Annotated in this window: 14 protein-coding genes; 10 read left to right on the top strand and 4 right to left on the bottom strand. The window is 72.0% G+C overall.

The features are described from left to right. Positions 1-83: 83 nt before the first annotated feature. Complete coding sequence (locus OG896_RS38180; protein ID WP_329372862.1) at positions 84-2342, bottom strand: ABC transporter ATP-binding protein/permease; 2259 nt, start codon at positions 2340-2342, stop codon at positions 84-86. Between the two features lie 228 nt (positions 2343-2570). After that, the gene (locus OG896_RS38175) at positions 2571-2909 is read right to left on the bottom strand and encodes a DUF5132 domain-containing protein (protein WP_329372860.1); all 339 of its coding nucleotides are present in this window, start codon (positions 2907-2909) and stop codon (positions 2571-2573) included. A gap of 517 nt (positions 2910-3426) precedes the next feature. On the opposite strand from OG896_RS38175, the gene OG896_RS38170 reads away from it, so the two are divergent. From OG896_RS38170 to OG896_RS38145, 6 genes are all read left to right on the top strand, one after another. Then, positions 3427-5010, top strand: coding sequence for an ABC transporter substrate-binding protein (locus OG896_RS38170; RefSeq protein ID WP_329372859.1), 1584 nt, complete (start codon positions 3427-3429; stop codon positions 5008-5010). A 12-nt stretch (positions 5011-5022) separates the two neighbouring features. Next, positions 5023-5991 carry an ABC transporter permease gene (locus tag OG896_RS38165; protein ID WP_329372857.1) on the top strand — a complete coding sequence of 323 codons (969 nt, stop codon included), beginning with the start codon at positions 5023-5025 and terminating at the stop codon, positions 5989-5991. Between the two features lie 2 nt (positions 5992-5993). Beyond that, positions 5994-7859, top strand: a complete 1866-nt coding sequence (locus OG896_RS38160; protein ID WP_329372855.1) for a dipeptide/oligopeptide/nickel ABC transporter permease/ATP-binding protein — start codon at positions 5994-5996, stop codon at positions 7857-7859. Further along, on the top strand, positions 7856-8689 hold the full coding sequence (locus OG896_RS38155) for an ABC transporter ATP-binding protein (RefSeq protein ID WP_329372854.1): 834 nt from the start codon (positions 7856-7858) through the stop codon (positions 8687-8689). The genes OG896_RS38160 and OG896_RS38155 overlap by 4 nt, the downstream gene beginning before the upstream one ends. A gap of 98 nt (positions 8690-8787) precedes the next feature. After that, entirely contained in the window at positions 8788-9822 is a 1035-nt protein-coding gene (locus OG896_RS38150; RefSeq protein WP_329372852.1) for a 3-oxoacyl-ACP synthase III family protein, read from the top strand. Positions 9823-9916: 94 nt separating this feature from the next. Next, positions 9917-11257 carry a glutamine synthetase family protein gene (locus OG896_RS38145; RefSeq protein ID WP_329372850.1) on the top strand — a complete coding sequence of 447 codons (1341 nt, stop codon included), beginning with the start codon at positions 9917-9919 and terminating at the stop codon, positions 11255-11257. 223 nt (positions 11258-11480) lie between these two features. Here OG896_RS38145 and OG896_RS38140 read toward each other — a convergent pair whose 3' ends face one another. Both OG896_RS38140 and OG896_RS38135 read right to left on the bottom strand, forming a co-directional pair. Then, positions 11481-11945, bottom strand: a complete 465-nt coding sequence (locus OG896_RS38140) for a BP74-related protein (protein WP_329372849.1) — start codon at positions 11943-11945, stop codon at positions 11481-11483. Positions 11946-12168: 223 nt separating this feature from the next. Further along, entirely contained in the window at positions 12169-12753 is a 585-nt protein-coding gene (locus tag OG896_RS38135) for a TetR/AcrR family transcriptional regulator (protein WP_329372847.1), read from the bottom strand. Positions 12754-12862: 109 nt separating this feature from the next. Here OG896_RS38135 and OG896_RS38130 point away from each other — a divergent pair, with 109 nt between their 5' ends. The 4 genes from OG896_RS38130 to OG896_RS38115 all read left to right on the top strand — a co-directional run bounded on the left by OG896_RS38130 (position 12863) and on the right by OG896_RS38115 (position 18139). Next, positions 12863-13684, top strand: coding sequence for an NmrA family NAD(P)-binding protein (locus OG896_RS38130; protein ID WP_329372845.1), 822 nt, complete (start codon positions 12863-12865; stop codon positions 13682-13684). Between the two features lie 238 nt (positions 13685-13922). Next, positions 13923-15416, top strand: coding sequence for a bifunctional transcriptional activator/DNA repair enzyme AdaA (locus tag OG896_RS38125; protein WP_329372843.1), 1494 nt, complete (start codon positions 13923-13925; stop codon positions 15414-15416). Between the two features lie 151 nt (positions 15417-15567). Further along, positions 15568-16179: an HD domain-containing protein gene (locus OG896_RS38120; RefSeq protein WP_329372841.1), complete on the top strand. Its 612-nt coding sequence runs from the start codon at positions 15568-15570 to the stop codon at positions 16177-16179. Between the two features lie 412 nt (positions 16180-16591). Continuing rightward, on the top strand, positions 16592-18139 hold the full coding sequence (locus OG896_RS38115; protein WP_329372839.1) for an MFS transporter: 1548 nt from the start codon (positions 16592-16594) through the stop codon (positions 18137-18139). The last annotated feature ends 232 nt before the right edge of the window (positions 18140-18371 follow it).

The following is an 18371-nucleotide window of genomic DNA, read 5'->3' as shown; positions in this document are numbered from 1 at the left end:
GGGCGGGCATGCGCGCAGGGCGCGCCGTGCCGCGCCGGTCGCGGTGGCATCACGCGATCGGCGGGCGGGGCGGCTTTCTGCGGTCAGGCGGCGAGTTCGCCGGCCTGGATCTGCCAGAGGGATGCGTAGTGTCCGTGCTGGGCGAGGAGTTCGTCGTGGGTGCCCTGTTCGGCGACGATGCCGCCCTTGTCCATGACGTAGATCCGGTCGGCGTGGCGGACCGTGGAGAGGCGGTGGGCGATGACGATCATCGTCCGGTCGGCCGCGAAGCTGCGCAGCGTGCGCTGGATGGCGGCCTCGGTCTCGTTGTCCACGGCGGAGGTGGCCTCGTCGAGGATGACGACCGGCGAGTTCTTGAGCATCGTGCGCGCCAGGGCGATCCGCTGCCGCTGGCCGCCGGAGAGCGCGGCGCCGCGTTCGCCGATCAGCGTGTCGTAGCCGTCCGGCAACATCGCGATGAAGGGGTGCGCCTCGGCCATGGCGGCGGCCTGGAGCACTGCCTCGTCAGAGGCTCCGAAGGTGCCGTAGCGGATGTTGTCGGCGATGCTGCCGTCGAAGAGGAAGGGGTCCTGGGCGACGAAGCCGATGGTCTGGCGCAGGACGTGACGGCGCAGGTCCCGGACGTCCTGTCCGTCGAGCAGCACCCGGCCGGACTCCACGTCCTGGAAGCGCATCAGCAGCTTGGCGATCGTCGTCTTGCCGGAGCCGGTGGCGCCGACCAGGGCGGTCACCTGCCCGGCCGGGATGGTCAGCGAGAGGTCCTCCAGCGCCGCCGGCCGGCCGGGGTAGGCGAAGGTGACCCCGTCGAGGACGAGTTCGCCCCGCACCTCGGCGACGTCGAGCGTCCCGTCGCCGTCGTCGGCCTCGGCGGGCAGGGCGCGCAGCCGCTGGACCCGCTCGTAGGAGGCGAGGGTGCGCTGGTACTGGTCGGCGATGCCGCCGAGCCGGCTCATCCGCATCAGCAGCATCTGGGGCAGCCCGATCAGCGGGCTGAACACCTCGAAGCGCAGGGTGCCGTTGAGCACCGAACGGCCACCGATCAGCAGGGTCGCGGCCATCGACGCGGTGGTGCAGGCCCGGACGGTCTCGGCGTGGCGGATCGTGCCGCGGTCGCTCTGCCGGCTGCTCTCCTGGGCCGCTTCGCTCAGCGTGTCGATGTGTTCGGCCTCGTGGTCCTCGGTGCAGAAGCTCTTGACGGTCGCACCGGCTTCGAGCGAGTTGATCACCTGGCTGCCCAGCCTGGCCCGGCGCTCGCCGGTGACGGCGTATCCGGCCGCGGCCCGGTCCTGGTGGCGCAGCGACAGCCAGGCGATGACCGGGATCGGCAGGAACGCGACCCAGGCGATCTCCGGCGCCAGCAGGAGGAACGCGGGCACCAGGAGGGCCAGGCTGGTGCCGAGTTGCAGGACGTCGTTGGCCGGTCCGGCGAAGAAGGCGCCCAACTGCCCGACGTCGTTGGTGAGCGTGCCGGCCACCCGGCTGGTCCGCTCTCCCTCCAGGTGCCTCAGTTCGAGGTGCTGGACGTGTCGGTACGTGCGGCTCCGCCAGTCGTGCTCGATGTCCTGGCCGAGTCGGCGCCACTGGAGGTTGGAGGCGTACGACAGTCCCGCCACCGCGGCGCAGGCGGCGGCCACCAGCCCGGCCAGCCCCCAGAGTTGGGCGGAAGCCGTGGTCAGGCCGAGGCTGACCAGTGGGGCCGCCTCGCCCTTGATGAGGACCAGGCCGGTCCAGCCCAGGAAGGTGCCGAGCGCCGTCTCCGCGGTCTGGCACGCGATGGACAGGGCGGCTGCCCGGTAGAGGGTGCGCCGATGCGGTCCGACGATCTCCAGCAGGGGGTGGCGTCCGGTATCCGGCCCGGCCGCGTCGCGGGACGCGTCGACCGTTCTGTGCCAGTCCTTGCGGAGCACGACCGCGGTCGCCACGACCACACCGCCCACCGCCACCAACTGCCTCCTCAGCGCTGATCCCTTGATCAGCGCGATCCCGGCCGCGACCGCGCCGCCGGCGGCGAGCGCCGGGAGCGTGACCGGGCCGCGGTCCGCCGGCGGGGCCGGGTCGACGGCGGGCCCGTCCGGCGTCACGCCTTCCGTTCCGGTGGGCTTCGCCGCGAGCAGGGCGACGGCTCTGCGCACCATCCGGCCGACGTCCGTGGCGCACACCCGCGCATCGTGCCGGACGAGGACGCCGCCGGTGACCGGGTTCGCCTGGACTTCGGTGATCCCGGGAACGCGGCTCAGGGCGGCGGCGAGGATCTGGGCCGTCCGGGGCCGTCCGCGCACCAGCTTGACGTCCCAGCGCTGGCGGCCCGGCGTGACCGAGCGCGGACTCGCGCCCGATTCCACGGATCGGAATCCGGGTGCGGCACCCAGTAACGATGGCATGTGTACGAATCACCTGTTCGCGGGGTCGCGGAATACCGTCACGGACACGACGGAATACGGCGACGGAGTGGGGAATTCTGAACGGCGGATTTCAGCAGCCGAACTGCCGGCGGACGGCCGCCGCCCGATGCGTTCCGCCGAATCGATCGACATGCGCGCCCGGCGGCGGCCGCGGGTCCCGACGGACCGTCAGTGCGCCTTTCCGGCACTCGCGCGCGGCTTCGGGGCCCTTGAGCCCCCTTCGGCCTGGCCGACGGGCTCGTCCATGGGGACGCGCGCGGCGACGGGCTGGGCGACACCGGAGCGCGCTCCGGTGTCACCGGCGGAAATCTGGGCGGCCACCACATCGGCGGTCACCTCGGCGGCGAGGTCGTTGATGTTCTCCCCGACCTCATGGGCCGCCTTCTTCACCTCCATCGCGATGCCGACGGACGTCTTGACGACTCCGCTCACCAGCGGCCTGAGCAGGCGCTTGGCCAGCGGCGCGACGATGAGACCTACCAGGAAGGGCGGTACTACGGGCGGCATGATGCTCCATCCTCTCCACGTATGCGTATGACAGGGAACCCGGGCATGGCGAACTCCGGAGCAGTGCGCAGCCGGGTGAAGAGAAGCATTCCAGCTCGGTATCCGGGATTCGCTCCACACGTCGGATTCCCGGACACCGGAACGCGCCATCCGATCCCACGATCACCGTAGTCGAGCCGCGCTCGCTTGGACCAAATGGCTACCTCCGAGTTCACTCATGCGAGTGTTCATTCCCTGACCGCGTGACCTGAACCGCTGAACATCAAAACACCAAGGAAAGCGATCATCGGATTATCCTTTCTCCATTAATTCCGCCCGTCCGGCACGCACCACGCAGCCCGCTCAGCAATGGAACAGCCGGCCCCGCAGCTCCTCGTAAAGGTGAATCGGGACCACCCGCCCCGGTCGCCCCGAGCGGCTCCCGACCAGCGGGCAGGCGGGTTGAGGACGTTCGAACACGCCTCGCGCAAAGGGCAGTTGACGCACCACGACCGAGCCCCGGTGACACCATGACGCCATGCCCCGACGCACCCCGGCGGTCGTCCTGGCCACTGTCCTCATCGCCTCGGCCGTCTCGCTGGGTGGCTGCGGCGACGGTGCTGCCTCCTCGACGACCACTCCCCTGGTGGACCACGGAACCGTCAGGATCGCGGAGTCCAGCGAGACGCCGAGCTTCGACCCGTACTCCTCCTTCGGCGCCTCCCAGGCCCGTTACGCCTATGACTCACTGGTCGACCTCGCCCCCGACGGCACCCTGGTCACCGGTCTGGCCTCCTCCTGGCGGGCCACCGCCACCACGGCCACCTTCGTCCTCCGTCCGGGCATCACCTGCTCCGACGGCACTCCCCTCACCGCCTCGGCGGTGGCCCGGGCACTCACCTACGCGGGCGACCCGGCCAACCAGCTCGCCGGCGCCCGGACCGTCCTCCCGGACGTCCCGTTCACCGCGCGCGCCGACAACAGGACCAGGACGGTGTCGACAACGGCCGCGGCCCCCTTCCCGTTCCTCACCCGCACCATCGGACAGCTGCCGATCGTCTGCCCCGCCGGGCTCGACCGGCCCGCCTCGCTGGCACGCGCCACCCAGGGCACCGGCCCCTACGTGCTGACCCGCTACACCCCGGGCGGGCCCTACGAGTTCACCGTCCGCGACGGATACTCCTGGGGGCCGGCCGGGGCGACCACCGCTGAGCCCGGCATCCCCGCACACATCGTCATCTCGGTGGTGCCCCAAGCCTCCACCGCCGCGAACCTCCTGCTCACCGGGGGCATCGAGATCGCCGACGTGAACGGGCCGGACCGCGCCCGGCTCACCGGCCACGGTCTGTCCACCACCGACGTCGCGACCGTGGTCGGGCTGACCTTCTTCAACCAGCGGCCCGGCCGGCCCCTCGCCGACAGGGCACTTCGCCGCGCCATGGTCGCCGCCCTCGACCGCCGGGGGCTCGCCAACGTCGCCGTCGGCGGCCGCGGCAGGCCCGCGACCGACTTCGGCGCCGAGGGCTCGGTCTGCCACGCCGACGTCGCGGACGCCAACCTGCCCTCCCGGAACGCGGCGAAGGCCCTCCGGGCCGCCGGCTGGACCCGCTCCGGCCACGGCCCGCTGACCAAGGACGGCCGCCCTCTGCGGCTCCGCCTGATCACCAGCCCCGACCTCGGCCCCACCCTGCCGTCCGTCGCCGAGCTGATGGCCCGGGAGTGGACGGCACTCGGCGCGGACGTCGAGCAGGTCACCGAGAGCCTGCCCGCCCTCGTCAACGCCATGTACGGCAGCGCCGACTTCGACGTGGTGGTCGGCAGCACCCCGGGTTTCGCCCTGCCGGTCGGCTTCGTCCCCTTCTTCTCCGGCCCCGTCACCGCCCAGGGCCTCAACTTCGCTGGCGTGACCGACCCCGAGTACGACGCCCTGGTCGCCCGAGCCCTCCGCGAGACCGACACGACGGGCTGCGGCACCTGGAACCGGGCCGCCGCCGCGCTCTTCCGCTCCGCCGACGCACTGCCGATCGCCGACGGCCGGAGCAGCGTGTACGGCTACCGCACCACCTTCGCCACCTCCTTCGGCGGCCAGCTCATTCCCACCAGCATCCGCCTCCACCAGTGACCGGGACCCACCATGTCCTTACCCCAGCTGATGCGGCACCCCTGGGCAGCGTTCCTCGGCCGCCGTACGCTCCGCCTGCTCGTCTCCCTCGCAGTCGTGCTCACCGCGTCGTTCTCGATGATCCGCCTCGTCCCCGGCGATCCGGTCCGGGCCGCCCTCGGTGTCGACGCCGCCCCCGACCTGGTGGCCGCCCGCCGGCACACCCTCGGGCTCGACGCACCCTTCCTGTCCCAGTACCGGCACTACCTCTGCGGTCTGCTGCACGGCGACCTCGGCACCTCGCTGGTCACCGGGACCCCCGTCGCGGAGCTGGTCCGCACCCGGCTGCCGGCCACCTTGGAGATCGCCGGTCTCGCCTTCCTGGCCACCCTCGCCGTCGCCCTGCCCGGCGGCCTGCTGGCCGCGGTCCGCACCCGTGACGGCCGCCGCCCGCGCACCGATCTGGCGTTCACCGCGGTCACCGCCGGTGTGGCCGCGGTGCCGGACTTCGTGCTGGCCGCGGGACTCACCGCGCTGCTGGCCGTCGGCCTCCGACTGTTCCCGGTGGCCGGAGCGGCGGGCGTCGAGTCCTTCGTCCTGCCCGTCCTCGCGCTCTCCCTCGCCCCCACCGCCATCCTGCTGCGCATCGTCCGGGTGGAGGCGCTCAAGGTGCTGAACGAGGACTACCTGCGCACCGCCCGGAGCAAACGGCTGTCTCCCGCACGTTGCTACCTCCGGCACGCGGCACCGAACACGGCCACCGCCGCGCTCACCGTCGCCGGAAGCCTGCTGCCCGCCCTGATCGCCGGCACCGTACTGGTCGAGAAGGTCTTCGCCTGGCCCGGCATCGGCTCCGCCATGGCCCAGTCCGTGATCGCGCAGGACTACCCGGTGGTCCAGGCGATGGTGCTGGTGCTCGGCACCACCCTGCTGCTCGCCGGCCTCGTCGTCGACGTGCTGCTCGCCGTGCTCGATCCCCGTTCGGCGATCCGGGAGATGTGACCATGCGCCTTCCGTCCGGATTCCGGCGCTCGCCCATGGCCTGGGCCACCGCGGTCATGATGGCGTCACTCCTCGCCCTCGCACTGGTCGGCCCGCCGGTCTGGGGCGCGGCGGCCGACCGCCCCGACCCCTCGGCCGTACTCCAGGGACCCTCCGCGGGTCACCCGTTCGGCACCGACGGTCTCGGCCGTGACCTGCTCGCCCGGGTCCTGACGGCCACCCGGCCCTCCCTGCTGCTCGCGCTGGCGGCGGTCCTGCTCGGCGCGAGCTCGGGAATCCTCCTCGGGGCCTGCACCGCCGTCCTCGGCCGGCGCGGCCGCCGGCTGACCGCCGGGCTGATCAACCTCCTGCTCGCCTTCCCGGCGCTCCTCGTCGCGATGTTCCTCGCGGTCGTGTTCGGCGCGGGCGCCGCCGGGGCGGTACTGGCCCTCGCGGCCGCGGGCGTCCCCGGATTCGCCCGGCTCGCCCAGACCCTCGCCGCCGGCGTCGCGGGCACCGACCACCTGGCCGCGGCCCGGGTCCTCGGCCTGCGCCGCCACCGGCTGCTGTGGCGGCACGTCCTGCCCAACATCGCGGAGCCGCTGCTGCTGAGCACCACCACGGCGGCGGGCACCTCCCTGGTCGCACTCTCCGGGCTGAGCTTCCTGGGCCTGGGCGTCCAACCGCCCGGCTACGACTGGGGGCTGCTGCTCAGCCAGGGGCTCGACCGGATCTACGCGGACCCGCTGCCCGCGCTGGCCCCGGGCCTGGCCGTCCTCTACGCGGCCCTGGCCTTCCAACTGCTCGGCGAGGTCCTGGCCGGGAGCGTCGCCCGGCGCGCCCCGGCCCCGCGCGCACCCGCGCCGACGCCCGCCCCGAGCGGCCCCGCCGAGGACGGGCTGGTCCTCCAGGTCGAGGACCTCAGCATCGAACTCCCCACCCCGGACGGCCCGGTCCGGCCGGTGCGCGGCGTGAGCTTCTCGGTGCGGCCCGGCGAGGCCCTCGGGCTCGTCGGCGAGTCGGGCTCGGGCAAGTCGCTCACCGCACTGGCCATCGCCGACCTGCTCCCGTACGGCGCGCGCGTGTCGCGGCGCACCCTGCGCCTGCTCGGAGCCGACCTCGCCGCCCTGACGCCCAAGGAGCGGGACCGGCACCTCGCGACGGGCCTGGCGATGATCTTCCAGAACCCGGCCTCCGCGCTCAACCCGTCCCTGCGGATCGCCACCCAGCTCACCGAGGCCCCCCGGGCCCACCGGGGTGCCGGCCGCGCGGGGGCCGCCGCGCAGGCCGCCGACGCTTTGCGCCGGGTCGCCCTGTCCCCGGCGCTGCTGCGCTCACGTCCTCACCAGCTCTCCGGCGGCCAGCGCCAGCGCGTGATGATCGCCTCCGGGCTGATGGTGCGGCCGGGGCTGATCATCGCCGACGAACCGACCACCGCACTCGACGTCACCGTGCAGCGGCAGATCACCCGGCTGCTCACCGACATCCGGCGGGACACCTCCGCCGCGATCCTGTTCGTCAGCCACGACATCGCGCTCGTGGGCGAGTTCTGCGAACGGGTCCTGGTGATGTACGCGGGCGGCATCGTCGAGGAACTGCCCGCCGACCGCCTCACCGACGGTGCCCGGCATCCCTACACGCGGGCGCTGGTCGCCTCGGTGCCGGACCTCACCGTCGACCGCGGCCGGCCGCTGCGGACGATCGAGGGGGCACCGCCCGACCCGCTCGCGCCCGCACCGGGATGCCCGTTCGAACCCCGCTGCCCGCACCGCCGGGACCACTGCGCCGAGCAGGCTCCACCGCTGGAGGACCTCGACGCCGTCCACCGGGTCGCCTGCTGGCATCCTGTACCGCTCGCGGCGATCCCCGAGCAGGTGACCGCGTCATGACCACCCTTCAGGTCACCGACCTCACCGTCCGCCACCCCGGCCCCCGGGTCCGCCCCGCCGCCGTGGACGGTGTCTCGCTGGAGATCCCGTCCGGCACCACGCTCGGCCTCGTGGGCGAGTCCGGCTCGGGGAAATCCAGCCTGGCCCGCGCGATCGTCGGCCTCGTCCCCGTGCACAGCGGCCGGGTCCTGGTCGACGGCCGGGAGGTCCGCACCCGCACCGTCCGCGGCCGGCGCCGGCTCGGCCGCCTCGTCCAGGTCGTCCTCCAGGACCCGGACACCGCGCTCGACCCCCGGATGACGGCCCGTCAGGCGCTCGTCGAAGCCGCCACCGTCTTCCGCCGGCTCGACCGGGCCGCCCGCGCCGAGCGCGTCACCGAGCTGCTCGGCCTCGTCGGCCTGGACCCCGGGCTCGCCGACCGCCTGCCCCGGCAACTGTCCGGCGGCCAACGCCAGCGGGTCGCCCTCGCCCGCGCCCTGGCCGTCGAGCCCGGCCTGCTGATCGCCGACGAGATCACCTCGGCGCTCGACGTCTCGGTACAGGCCGCCGTCCTCAACACGATCCGCGACCTCCAGCGACGGCTCGGGCTGTCCGTGCTCTTCATCGGCCACAATCTGCCGGCGGTCTGCCACGTCTCCGACGTCGTGGCGGTCATGCGGCACGGCCGGATCGTCGAGACCGCCCCCACCGGGACGATCCTGCGCGCCCCGCGGCACCCCTACACCCGAACGCTGCTCGCCTCCGTGCCGTCCCTGCGCGCGGCCCCGCCCGCGCAGAGGACGTCATCACCGGAGGGCACCCGGACGCGGTGTCCGCCGGAGCCCGGGTGATCGGCCCGGCGGCGCCCCGCCATTCACGAACCGCTATCGAAAGGAACGGACATGGGAGTTCTTCGAGGTGCACCGCTCAGGCCGGAACGGAGCGTGGCATGACCGTCGCCCTGGACCAGACCCTGTTCCACCAGACCGGTGTCGGCCTGTCCGTACCGTTCTCCATCGCCGGGACCGGGATGCACCTGCCCCCGGAGGTCGTCACCAACCAGCAGCTCACCCGCACCCTGGACACCAGCGACGAATGGATCACCAGCCGCACCGGCATCCGCGAACGCCGCCGGCTGGCACCGCATCTGGCGACCTCCGACATGTGCGTCGCCGCCGCCCACCCGGCCCTCGACGCCGCCGGCGTCGAGCCCACCCGACTGGACGCGGTCATCGTCGCCACCTACACCTGGGACCAGCCGATGGTGTCGACCGCGCTGATCGTCAAGGACGCCCTCGGCGCGCACCGCGCCCTGGCCCTGGACGTCACCCAAGCCGCCTGCGCCTCCGGCATCCAGGCCATGCTGATCGCCGCCCACCTCCTGCAGAACCCCTCCATCACCACCGTCCTCCTCCTCGCGGCCGACTGCGCCTCCAGGCTCGCCAGCCCCACCGACCGCACCACCGGCGTCTTCTTCGGCGACGCCGCGGCAGCCGTCGTCCTCAGCCGCTCCGAGACCCCCGGAGCGGGCCTGCTCTCCTACAGCCTCGGCTCCCAGCTGTCCTACGGTGTCCAGATCCCCGCCGGAGGCTCCCGGCTGCCCGCCGGCGCCGCCACCGTCGCCGCCGGAGAGCACTACCTGTCCATGGACGGCCGCGCCGTCTGGAACACCGCGACCACTCGCCTGCCCGAGAGCATCACCAGCGCCGCGCACCGCGCCGGCGTGCCGATCGACCAGGTCCGTCATTTCTTCCTGCACCAGGCCAACCTGAACATCCTCACCGAGACCATGGCGGCGCTGGACGTTCCCCCGGAGCGCGCCCCCGTCACCGTGGACCGGCTGGGCAACACCGGATCGGCCGGGCTGTTCACCGCGCTGCACACCACCGTCACCGCAGGCGCCCTGCGCCCGGGGGACGCCTACGTGCTGGCCGGGATCGGCGCGGGCTTCCAGTGGGGAAGCCTCTGCATGCGGCATGCCTGACGCGTCGTCAACTCGTCGTCGTGGTCCTTCCCGGACGGATGAACTCCCGCCGAACCCGGGCGTTCCCGCCACCGCCCGCACCAGCATGGGCGGCATGACCACCACGCGTTCCCGCGCCGAACGGGCCGCCCGGGCCCGGACCGCGGCACCACAGCTCGCCGCCGAGGGCATCGACGGGGTGGTGTTCGGCTGGGTCGACAACGCCGGGCTCACCCGGGTCAAGTCCGTCCCGCTCGCCCAGCTCGAACACGCCGCCGAGTACGGTGTCGGCGCCGCGCCCTGCTTCGACTTCTCCCTGGTCGACGACTCCTTCACCCGCACACCGTCGAGCACCGGCCCGACCGGTGACCTGCGGCTCGTCCCCGACCTCGACCGGCTCACCCCGCTCGCCGCCCAGCCCGGCTGGGCGTGGGCCCCGGCCGACCGCTACACCCAGGGCGGCGCCCCGCACCCCGGCTGCCAGCGCGGCTTCACCCGCCGGGCCGCCGAGGCCGTCGGACGGCGCGGGATGTCGGTGCGGGCCGGGATCGAGGTCGAGTGGGTGGCGGCCGACGCCGCCGGGACCCCCGCGGCGCACGGGCCCGGGTACGGCATGACCCGCTTCGTCGAGCACTCCGACTACCTGCGGGAGGTGCTGAACGCCCTCACCCGGCAGGGCCTCGCCGTGCTCCAGCTCCACCCCGAGTACGCCGCCGGGCAGTTCGAGGTCTCCGTCGCCGCCGAGGGACCGGTCGAGGCAGCCGACACCGCGATGCTGGTACGCCACACCATCCGGGCCGTCTCCGCCCGGCACGGCCTGCGGGTCTCGTACGCGCCGGTCTTCTCCGGGGGCGAGCTCGGCAACGGCGGCCATGTGCACCTCAGCCTCTGGCAGCAGGACCGCAACCTCGCACACGGCGGCCCCGGCCGCCACGGGCTGCACCCGGAAGCCGAGCACTTCCTCGCGGGCGTGCTGTCCGAGCTGCCGGCCCTGCTCGCCCTCGGCGCGCCCAGCGCCGCCTCCTACCTGCGCCTGGTGCCCTCCCGGTTCGCCGGGGCCTACCGCTGCTGGGGGCTGGAGAACCGTGAGGCGGCGCTGCGCCTGATCACCGGCTCCACCGCCGAGCAGGCCAACGCCGAGGTCAAGTGCTTCGACGCCGCCGCCAACCCGTACCTGGTGATCGGCGGCGTGCTGGCCGCGGGCCTCGCGGGGCTCGACGCCGGGCTGCAACTACCGCCCGAGATCCGCAGCGACCCCGCCACCCTCGGCACCGCCGACCGCCTCCCGACCACCCTGTCCGAGGCGACCGACGCCTACGAGAAGTCCGCGCTCCTGCGCAAGGCCCTCGGCCGCGAACTGTACGAGGCGGTACTCGCCGTACGCCGAGGGGAAGCGGAGCTGTTCGCCACCCGCACGGACGAGGACGTCATCGAGGCCACCCGCTGGCGCTACTGACCGGCGGTCACCCCCCGGCCCCGTCCAACCGCCGCGCCAGGTGCACGGCCTCTGCGCCGTAGCCCGCGGGCGGATCGATCCCGGGACGGACGCGGTAGCGGCCGCGTTCGGCCGCCGCCGGAGGGCGGGACTGCTCGGGCGGGCGGTCAACCGCCGGCCCGAGCAGACTTCGGGGCGACGCGGGTGTCGTGACGGGTGGGCATCGGCACCCGCGGGCGGTCACCTACGGTGCGGGGATTTCCCTGACCAGGCGAGACGTCCAGTCGCACCAGATGCGACCGGGCAGGAAGGCGCCGCCGACCTCGTCGAGGTACTCCTCGACGTAGGGGATGGTCGCGTCGCAGACCTCGAGGCCCTGGTCGAAGAAGCTGGTCTGGTCGGAGTCCGCCTGGTAGCTCCAGCGCGGGTTGTAGGGGGCCGGGCGGGGGATGATCCGCGTGATCACGTGGGGCTCGTCGGTGGTCTCGCCGCTGATGAGCTCGCGGGCGTGCTCGATTTCCGTGCTGTTCGTCAGCTTGATGACGAAGGTGGCCCGCGTGATGTCGGTCATCTCGAAGTAGGCGGGGCCCGCTGCGGCCGCGCGGACCGGCCCCTGCTGGGGGGTGCTGGCCTGAGAGGGCTGTGCCACGGTGAAGGCGAGCACGCCGACGGCGGCCACGGCGGCCGCCTTGGTGAACACATGTCGCATGAGGGTTTCTCCTCGTTCCCGGTCGTCGTGCTCGTCACGACTGACTACTGAGAGCATTCAACCAGTAACTCGGAGTGATCAGAGTGATCTCGGCGTTTGGGTCGCGGGGGCGTTCGCCCTCACCGCGCGTGGCGCCGCGGGTCCCGTGGGGTGTCAACGGCGGCTGACGTCGGCGGCGTAGCCGGTGGTCGAGGTGGGTGGCGGGGAGCGGCCGCCCGGGTGATCAGGCGCGCAACAGGCGCATGACGAGGCCCAGTTGATGAGCGTAGTTCCGTTGGAAGTCCGGGTCCGCCGGGTCGCTGCCGAAGATCCGGCGCACGGTGCCCGGCATGAGGTGGGGAGCCATGACGAGAGCCTGGGACAGCAGCATGACCATGGCCGGGCTGATCGCGTCGGTCAACTCGCCCTCGGCCTGGCGGCGCTCGATGTCGGCGAGGTCCTCCGCCCCCGGCTCGGCCGCGTCCGGGCGGCCCGTCAGCTGCGACCACGCCTCCAGGCGTACGCCACGCGGGTCCGCGAAGACGTTCCGCAGGTAGCCGAGAACCAGCTCGTCATACGGGAGTTCGGGGTCCTGCAGCTCCGCCTCGCTCCTCGCCCACTGGCGGCCCAACTCCGCGTAGATCCCGCTCTTGCCGCCGAAGTAGTAGGTGATCAGCTGCTTGTTGACACCCGCGCGGTCGGCGATCTCCTGCACCCGGGCTCCCGCGTACCCCTTCTCGGCGAAGACGTCCTTCGCGGCCTCCAGGAGACGGCGACGGGAGGCGTCGGGTGCGGCGTCGGCGGCACGACGGCGGGTGGGCGGGGTCATGAGGCCAAGGATATCGGCGCCGGCCAGGGCGTCAACCATCTGGATGGTTGACAGAATTCATCCAGATGGTTGAACTGGGGTTCAGCACTTCTTCGAACGGGAGAGAACCTTGATACTCGTCACCGGAGCCACCGGCACCGTCGGCCGTCCCCTCGTGGCGCAGCTCGCCGCCACCGGTCATGCCGTCCGCGCTCTCACCCGGGCTCCTCGCGACGCCCGCTTTCCAGCCGGCGTCGAGTCCTGCGACAGCGCAAGCCCCGACCTGGACGACGTCACCGCGGTGTTCCTCAACCCGGCGGCCCTCTGGCAAGGCGAGCAGACCCTGCTCGACGCCGTGAGAAACGCGGGGGTGACGCGCGTGGTCACGCTGTCCTCCTCGTCCGTCCTCACCGGCGACAGCCGGCACGCCGTGGCCAACCGCCACCGCGAGCTGGAAGCCGCCGCCGAAGCGGTCGCGCCCGAGTTCGTCCATCTGCGGGCCGACGCTTTCGCCGCCAACGCCCGCCAGTGGATCGGCCAGGTCAGGGCGGGAGACACCGTCGCGGGTCCGTATGCACAGGCCGCCACCGCACCGGTCCATGAGGACGACATAGCCGCCGTCGCCGCCCGTGCTCTGACGGGAGCGATTCCCTCCGGTGAAGCGCCGGTCCTGACCGGGCCCCAGTCGCTGACCTTCACGGAACAGGTCCGCATCCTCGGTGCGGTGCTCGGTCGACCACTGCGCTACGAGGAGATCTCACACGCGGCAGCGCGCAACGCGATGCTCTCCAACGACTGGATGACCGAGGAGATCGCCGACTCCCTGCTTCGCTACTTCGCGTCGTGTGTGGAGACCCCGACCCCTGTATCCCCGGATCTGGAGCGCATTCTCGGCCGCCGCGGCCGCGCCTTCGAGGACTGGGCAGCGGGCGCGGCAGGCGAGTTCCGCTAGATGATCACCCGTGGGACGGGCTACGCGTACGAGGTTCGGTTCGCGAAGTCGGCGGCAAGGCTTCCGGAGCACCGGCATCGCGGCGACCCGGTCATCCGGCTCCCCCTCTCCGGAGTGAGGCGGCAGTCGGCCGGCAGCGGACGGATGTCGGTCGGCCGCGGAGCCCGGCTGCGGTGAGGCGGTCGTGCATGTCCGATACCTGCCAGCACCCTGCCCTCCTCGCTGGAAGGATGTCGGCATGCTCGACTTCGAACGCTGCTGGCGGGCCACGCTGAGCCGGGACACCCGTTTCGACGGCCTTTTCTACTCGGCCGTGATCACCACTGGCATCTACTGCCGCCCGAGTTGCCCGGGTTGCCCCATGCGGAAGAACGTCCGCTTCTACAGGAGTGCGGCGGCTGCCCAGGAGGCCGGCTACCGTGCCTGCAAGCGGTGCAATCCCGACGCCAGCCCTGGCTCGCCGGAGTGGAACCTCCGCGCCGACGTCGTCGGCCGGGCCATGCGGCTGATCGCGGACGGGGTCTGCGACCGGGAGGGCGTCGCGGGACTGGCCTCACAACTGGGCTACACCGCACGGCATCTCCACCGCCTGCTCACGGCCGAGGTCGGCGTCGGCCCGCAGGCCCTGGCTCGTGCCCAGCGAGCCCAGACCGCCCGCATCCTGTTGGAGAGGACCGGCCTGCGGATCACCGACGTGGCGATGGCCGCGGGCTTCTCCAGCGTCCGCCAGTTCAACGACACCATCGCCGCCGTCTTCGACCGCACCCCCACCGCCCTGCGGGGCGCGGCCTCCTCACCCACCGGCCAGGCCGCCGGGACCGTCGTCGTACGTCTGCCGGTCCGGGAACCCTTCGACGGACCGGCGCTGCTGCGCTTCTTCGCCGCCCACGCGATCCCTGGCATCGAGGACATCGACAACGGCACTTACCGCAGGGGGCTGCGGCTGCCGTATGGTGCCGGCGTCGTTGCCCTCACCCCGCGCCCCGGCTACGTCGAAGCACAGTTCCGCTTGGCAGACATACGGGACCTGGCCACCGCCATCCACCGCTGCCGCTGCCTGTTGGACCTGGACGCCGACCCGCTGGCCGTCGCGGAACTCCTCGCCGGGGAGCCCCTGATGGCTCCTTTGGTGGCCGCCCACCCCGGCTTGCGCGTGCCCGGGGCCGCCGACCCCGAGGAACTGCTGCTGACCACCGCCCTTCGGCACATACTCCCCGGACCCCAGGGCTCGACGGTGGCAGCCGCACTGACGCGTCGCTTCGGCCGCCCGCTGCCGTTCCCCAGCGGAACGGTGACCCACCTGTTCCCGACGGCCCGGACGCTGGCCGAGGCATCGCTGACCGATCTGCTCGACGACGAGGCAGCGGTCCTGCTGCGCCGCATCGCCACCGACGTGGCTGACCATGAGCTGACATTGAGTGACGGCAGCGATCGCACGGAGACGGAGTACCGGCTGACGCGGGCCGGCCTCGGTGGAGACAGCGCCGCCTACCTGGTCATGCGGGCCCTCAAGGACCCCGACGTTTTCCTCACCCAGGCTCCCGGGACCGGCCGGGCTCTGCGGAGTCTGGGGCAGCCGACCGACCCTGCCTCGACGATGCGCCGTGCCGAACACTGGCGCCCGTGGCGCTCCTACGCGCTCATGCAGCTGTGGAACCTCTGCCCTGACGGCACCCACCTCTTCGCGCCTTCGCACCGGACAGCACCACAGCCGGCGATCTTGGCATCGTGACGTCCCGCCGGGACCGGCCCGGCCGACTGCGCAGAGCAGGAGACTGTTCACGGTGGCGCCCCTGATCCAGCGGATCTCCCACCGCCCCGGATGGACAGCGGGAACAGTTCACCGTGACAAACAGAGCGCAGTAACAGGGAAGGCAATCAGCATGAGTGACGAGCTTCGCGAGGTTTTCGACTTCATCGCCTTTTCCGCCCGGCTCCGGGAGGTCGAGCGGCACAACAACGCCACGCGGGTGCGGAAGGAGAGCGTGGCCGAGCACTCATGGCACCTGGCGCTGGTCTGCTGGGTCCTGCACCGCGAGTTCGAGCGCGAGTGCGGGCACCGGCTGGACCTGGAGAAGATGCTCAAGATGTGCCTCATGCACGACCTCGTGGAGATCGAGGCGGGCGACCCCTCGGCCTGGCGTACCCAGGACAACGCCCGACTACGGGAGAAGAAGGCGCTCGTCGAGGAGGAGATCGCCCAACGCAGGTACGGAGCGCTCCCGGACGAACTGAGCGACGAGTTCCTCAAGGTCTGGCGGGAGCACGAGGCGGGCGTCACCCCCGAGGCCCGGCTTGTGCGGGGTGTGGACCGGCTGAATCCCGCGCTGATGCGCTACCTCACCGGGCAGGGTTGGCAGGATGTGGGCGTGGACGCCGGGGCGCTGGACCGCCTGCAACTGCCCCGGCTCCAAGTGAGCGAGAGCCTCACCGCCCTGTACCAGGAGGTCAAGGCCGCCGCGATCGCGCAGGGCCTGCTCGCGCCCGCCTCCTGAGGCTGTGGGAGCCCTGCGGCGACCCGTGATTCGAGTCCCGGCACGGGCGCACCCGGACGCGACAGCGGGGCCCCTCGTCCTGGCCGCCACCAGCCCAGACACACGAAACGGCCTGCGAAGAACCGACGGACCGCCGTGAAAGACCGAGGCCGGAGTTCAGAAGCGCTCCGGGTGAGGAGCGACTGTGCTGGTCCGATAGCTGCTGGAGAACCGGCCCGGGGCCCTGTCACGATCTACGTAGCAATCGTTTCCCCACCCGGTGCATCCGGAGTGGAGCCGTGAATGCGCCTGCCGAGGAATTTCGACGACGGCAGGAAACGTCTTCCGCTGACCGCGTCTCCAGACGCTTGTGTCCGCACTTCCGAATTCGCCCCGAAGCCGAAACAGGAACCGCATGCCCCCGAAGCCACGCATGAACCATGCGCTCGCCACACTCATCGTCAGCAGTGTGACGACCTTTCTGCTGCCCCTGGACTACACGGTTGCCTCGGTGGCCCTGCGCGACATACACCGAGATTTCTCCGTCAGTTTCAGCGACCAGCAGTGGGTGATCAACGGCTACACCATGGCGTTCGCCGCCCTGTTGATGGCAGGCGGTGGTCTGGCAGACCTGTTCGGTCGGCGGAAGGTCTTCCTGTCCGGACTGGCCGTTTTCACCGCCGCCTCTCTGCTCGCCGGCCTGGCCCCGGCCATGCTCTGGCTCAACGTGGCTCGGGTCGCCCAAGGCATCGGCGCGGCGGGGATGTTCAGCTCCTCGCTCGCCCTTCTCATCCAGGAGTTCACCGGCCCGCGCCGGGTCCATGCCTTCGCGGTCTTCGGTGTCGCCTCGGGGCTGGGCGCGTCCCTGGGCCCCTTCATCGGCGGGCTCGCGGTGGACCTGGGCGGTTGGCGATGGGCATTCCTGCTCAACGTGCCGTTCGGCATCGCGATGCTCGTTCTGGGATTGCTGCGCACCCGGGAATCCAAGGACCCCGATGCCACACGTCTGGACCTCAAGGGCCTGATGCTCTTCAGCGGAGCGGTCCTGCTGGCGGTCTACTCCCTCGTCATGGCGCCGCAGATGGGCTGGACCAGCCCCACCATCGTCTCCACCCTGGCCGCGGCGGCGGTGCTCGCCATCGCCTTCGTCCCCGTGGAACTGCGCCGGTCCTACCCACTGATCGAGCTGCGCCTGTTCACCGACCGCACCTTTCTCGGGGCCAGCCTGGCTCCCCTGGTGCTGTCCATCGCCTTTTGGGGCCTGTTCCTGTACACGCCGCTGTACTTCCAAGGCGTTCTTGGTTACAGCCCCTTGCAGGCCGGCATGGCGATGCTGCCCTTCGCCGTCCCGCTGTTCGGTGCGGGCCCCCTCGGTGCGCGCCTGGCCGGCCGCATCTCCTCGCGCGCCCTGCTGGCCATCGGTCAACTCCTGGTGGCGATCGGAGCCGCTCTCCTGGCATTCGCCCCGTTGTACAGCGGCTGGACCGACTACGCGGTCGGTGGGCTGATCAGCGGTCTGGGAACGGGGTTGATCAACGGCGAGATGAGCAACGTGGCCATCAGCATCGTGCCCGTGTCCCGCTCCGGCATGGCCTCCGGCATCAACTCGACCATGCGCATCGTCGGCATGACCGCCGGCTTCGGCGGCATTGGCGCCGTCCAAGTCGTGGCCGTGTCCCACGACCTGACTTCCCGAGCCGGTCGACTCCACGGCCTGCACCGGAATCTGAGCGCACTGGCCACTGACGTGGCCACCGGCAACATCAACGGCACGGCGGCCTCCGTACCCACCCCCGTCCGCGGCGCCTTCCACGCGGCAGCCAACCATGCCTTCGCCACTGGCATGCGCGCGGCCTTCCTCGTCGGTATGTGCGTGGCCCTCCTCGGCGCCGCCGCCAGCTTCACACTGATCCGTCAGCCCCCATCGGACACAGCGTCAGATGCCGTCGGTACGCAGCCGCTTTCCGGCGTGCAGGCATAAGGTCCTCGCACTCCACACGCGAGGTGAGCGGCTCAGTGATCGCTTCTCCAGGGTTGGAGGGCGAGCCTGACCGCCCGTACGATTCGACCGGCTGGACCGGCTCGGCATCGTCGCCCGACACCGCCACCCGCAGATCCCGAACCCGTGGACCTGCCCCGGCCCGCCCACCGGCGTCGCGGCCCCGTCGGCTGCCCTCCGGGGTCTCCCGGCTCAACGACCGTCCGTACTGAAC

The organism is Streptomyces sp. NBC_00669 (assembly GCF_036226785.1).
In the GTDB taxonomy this organism is placed as follows: domain Bacteria; phylum Actinomycetota; class Actinomycetes; order Streptomycetales; family Streptomycetaceae; genus Actinacidiphila.
Note: the sequence above shows the minus strand (reverse complement) of the source record. Positions and strands in the feature narration are given on the sequence as shown.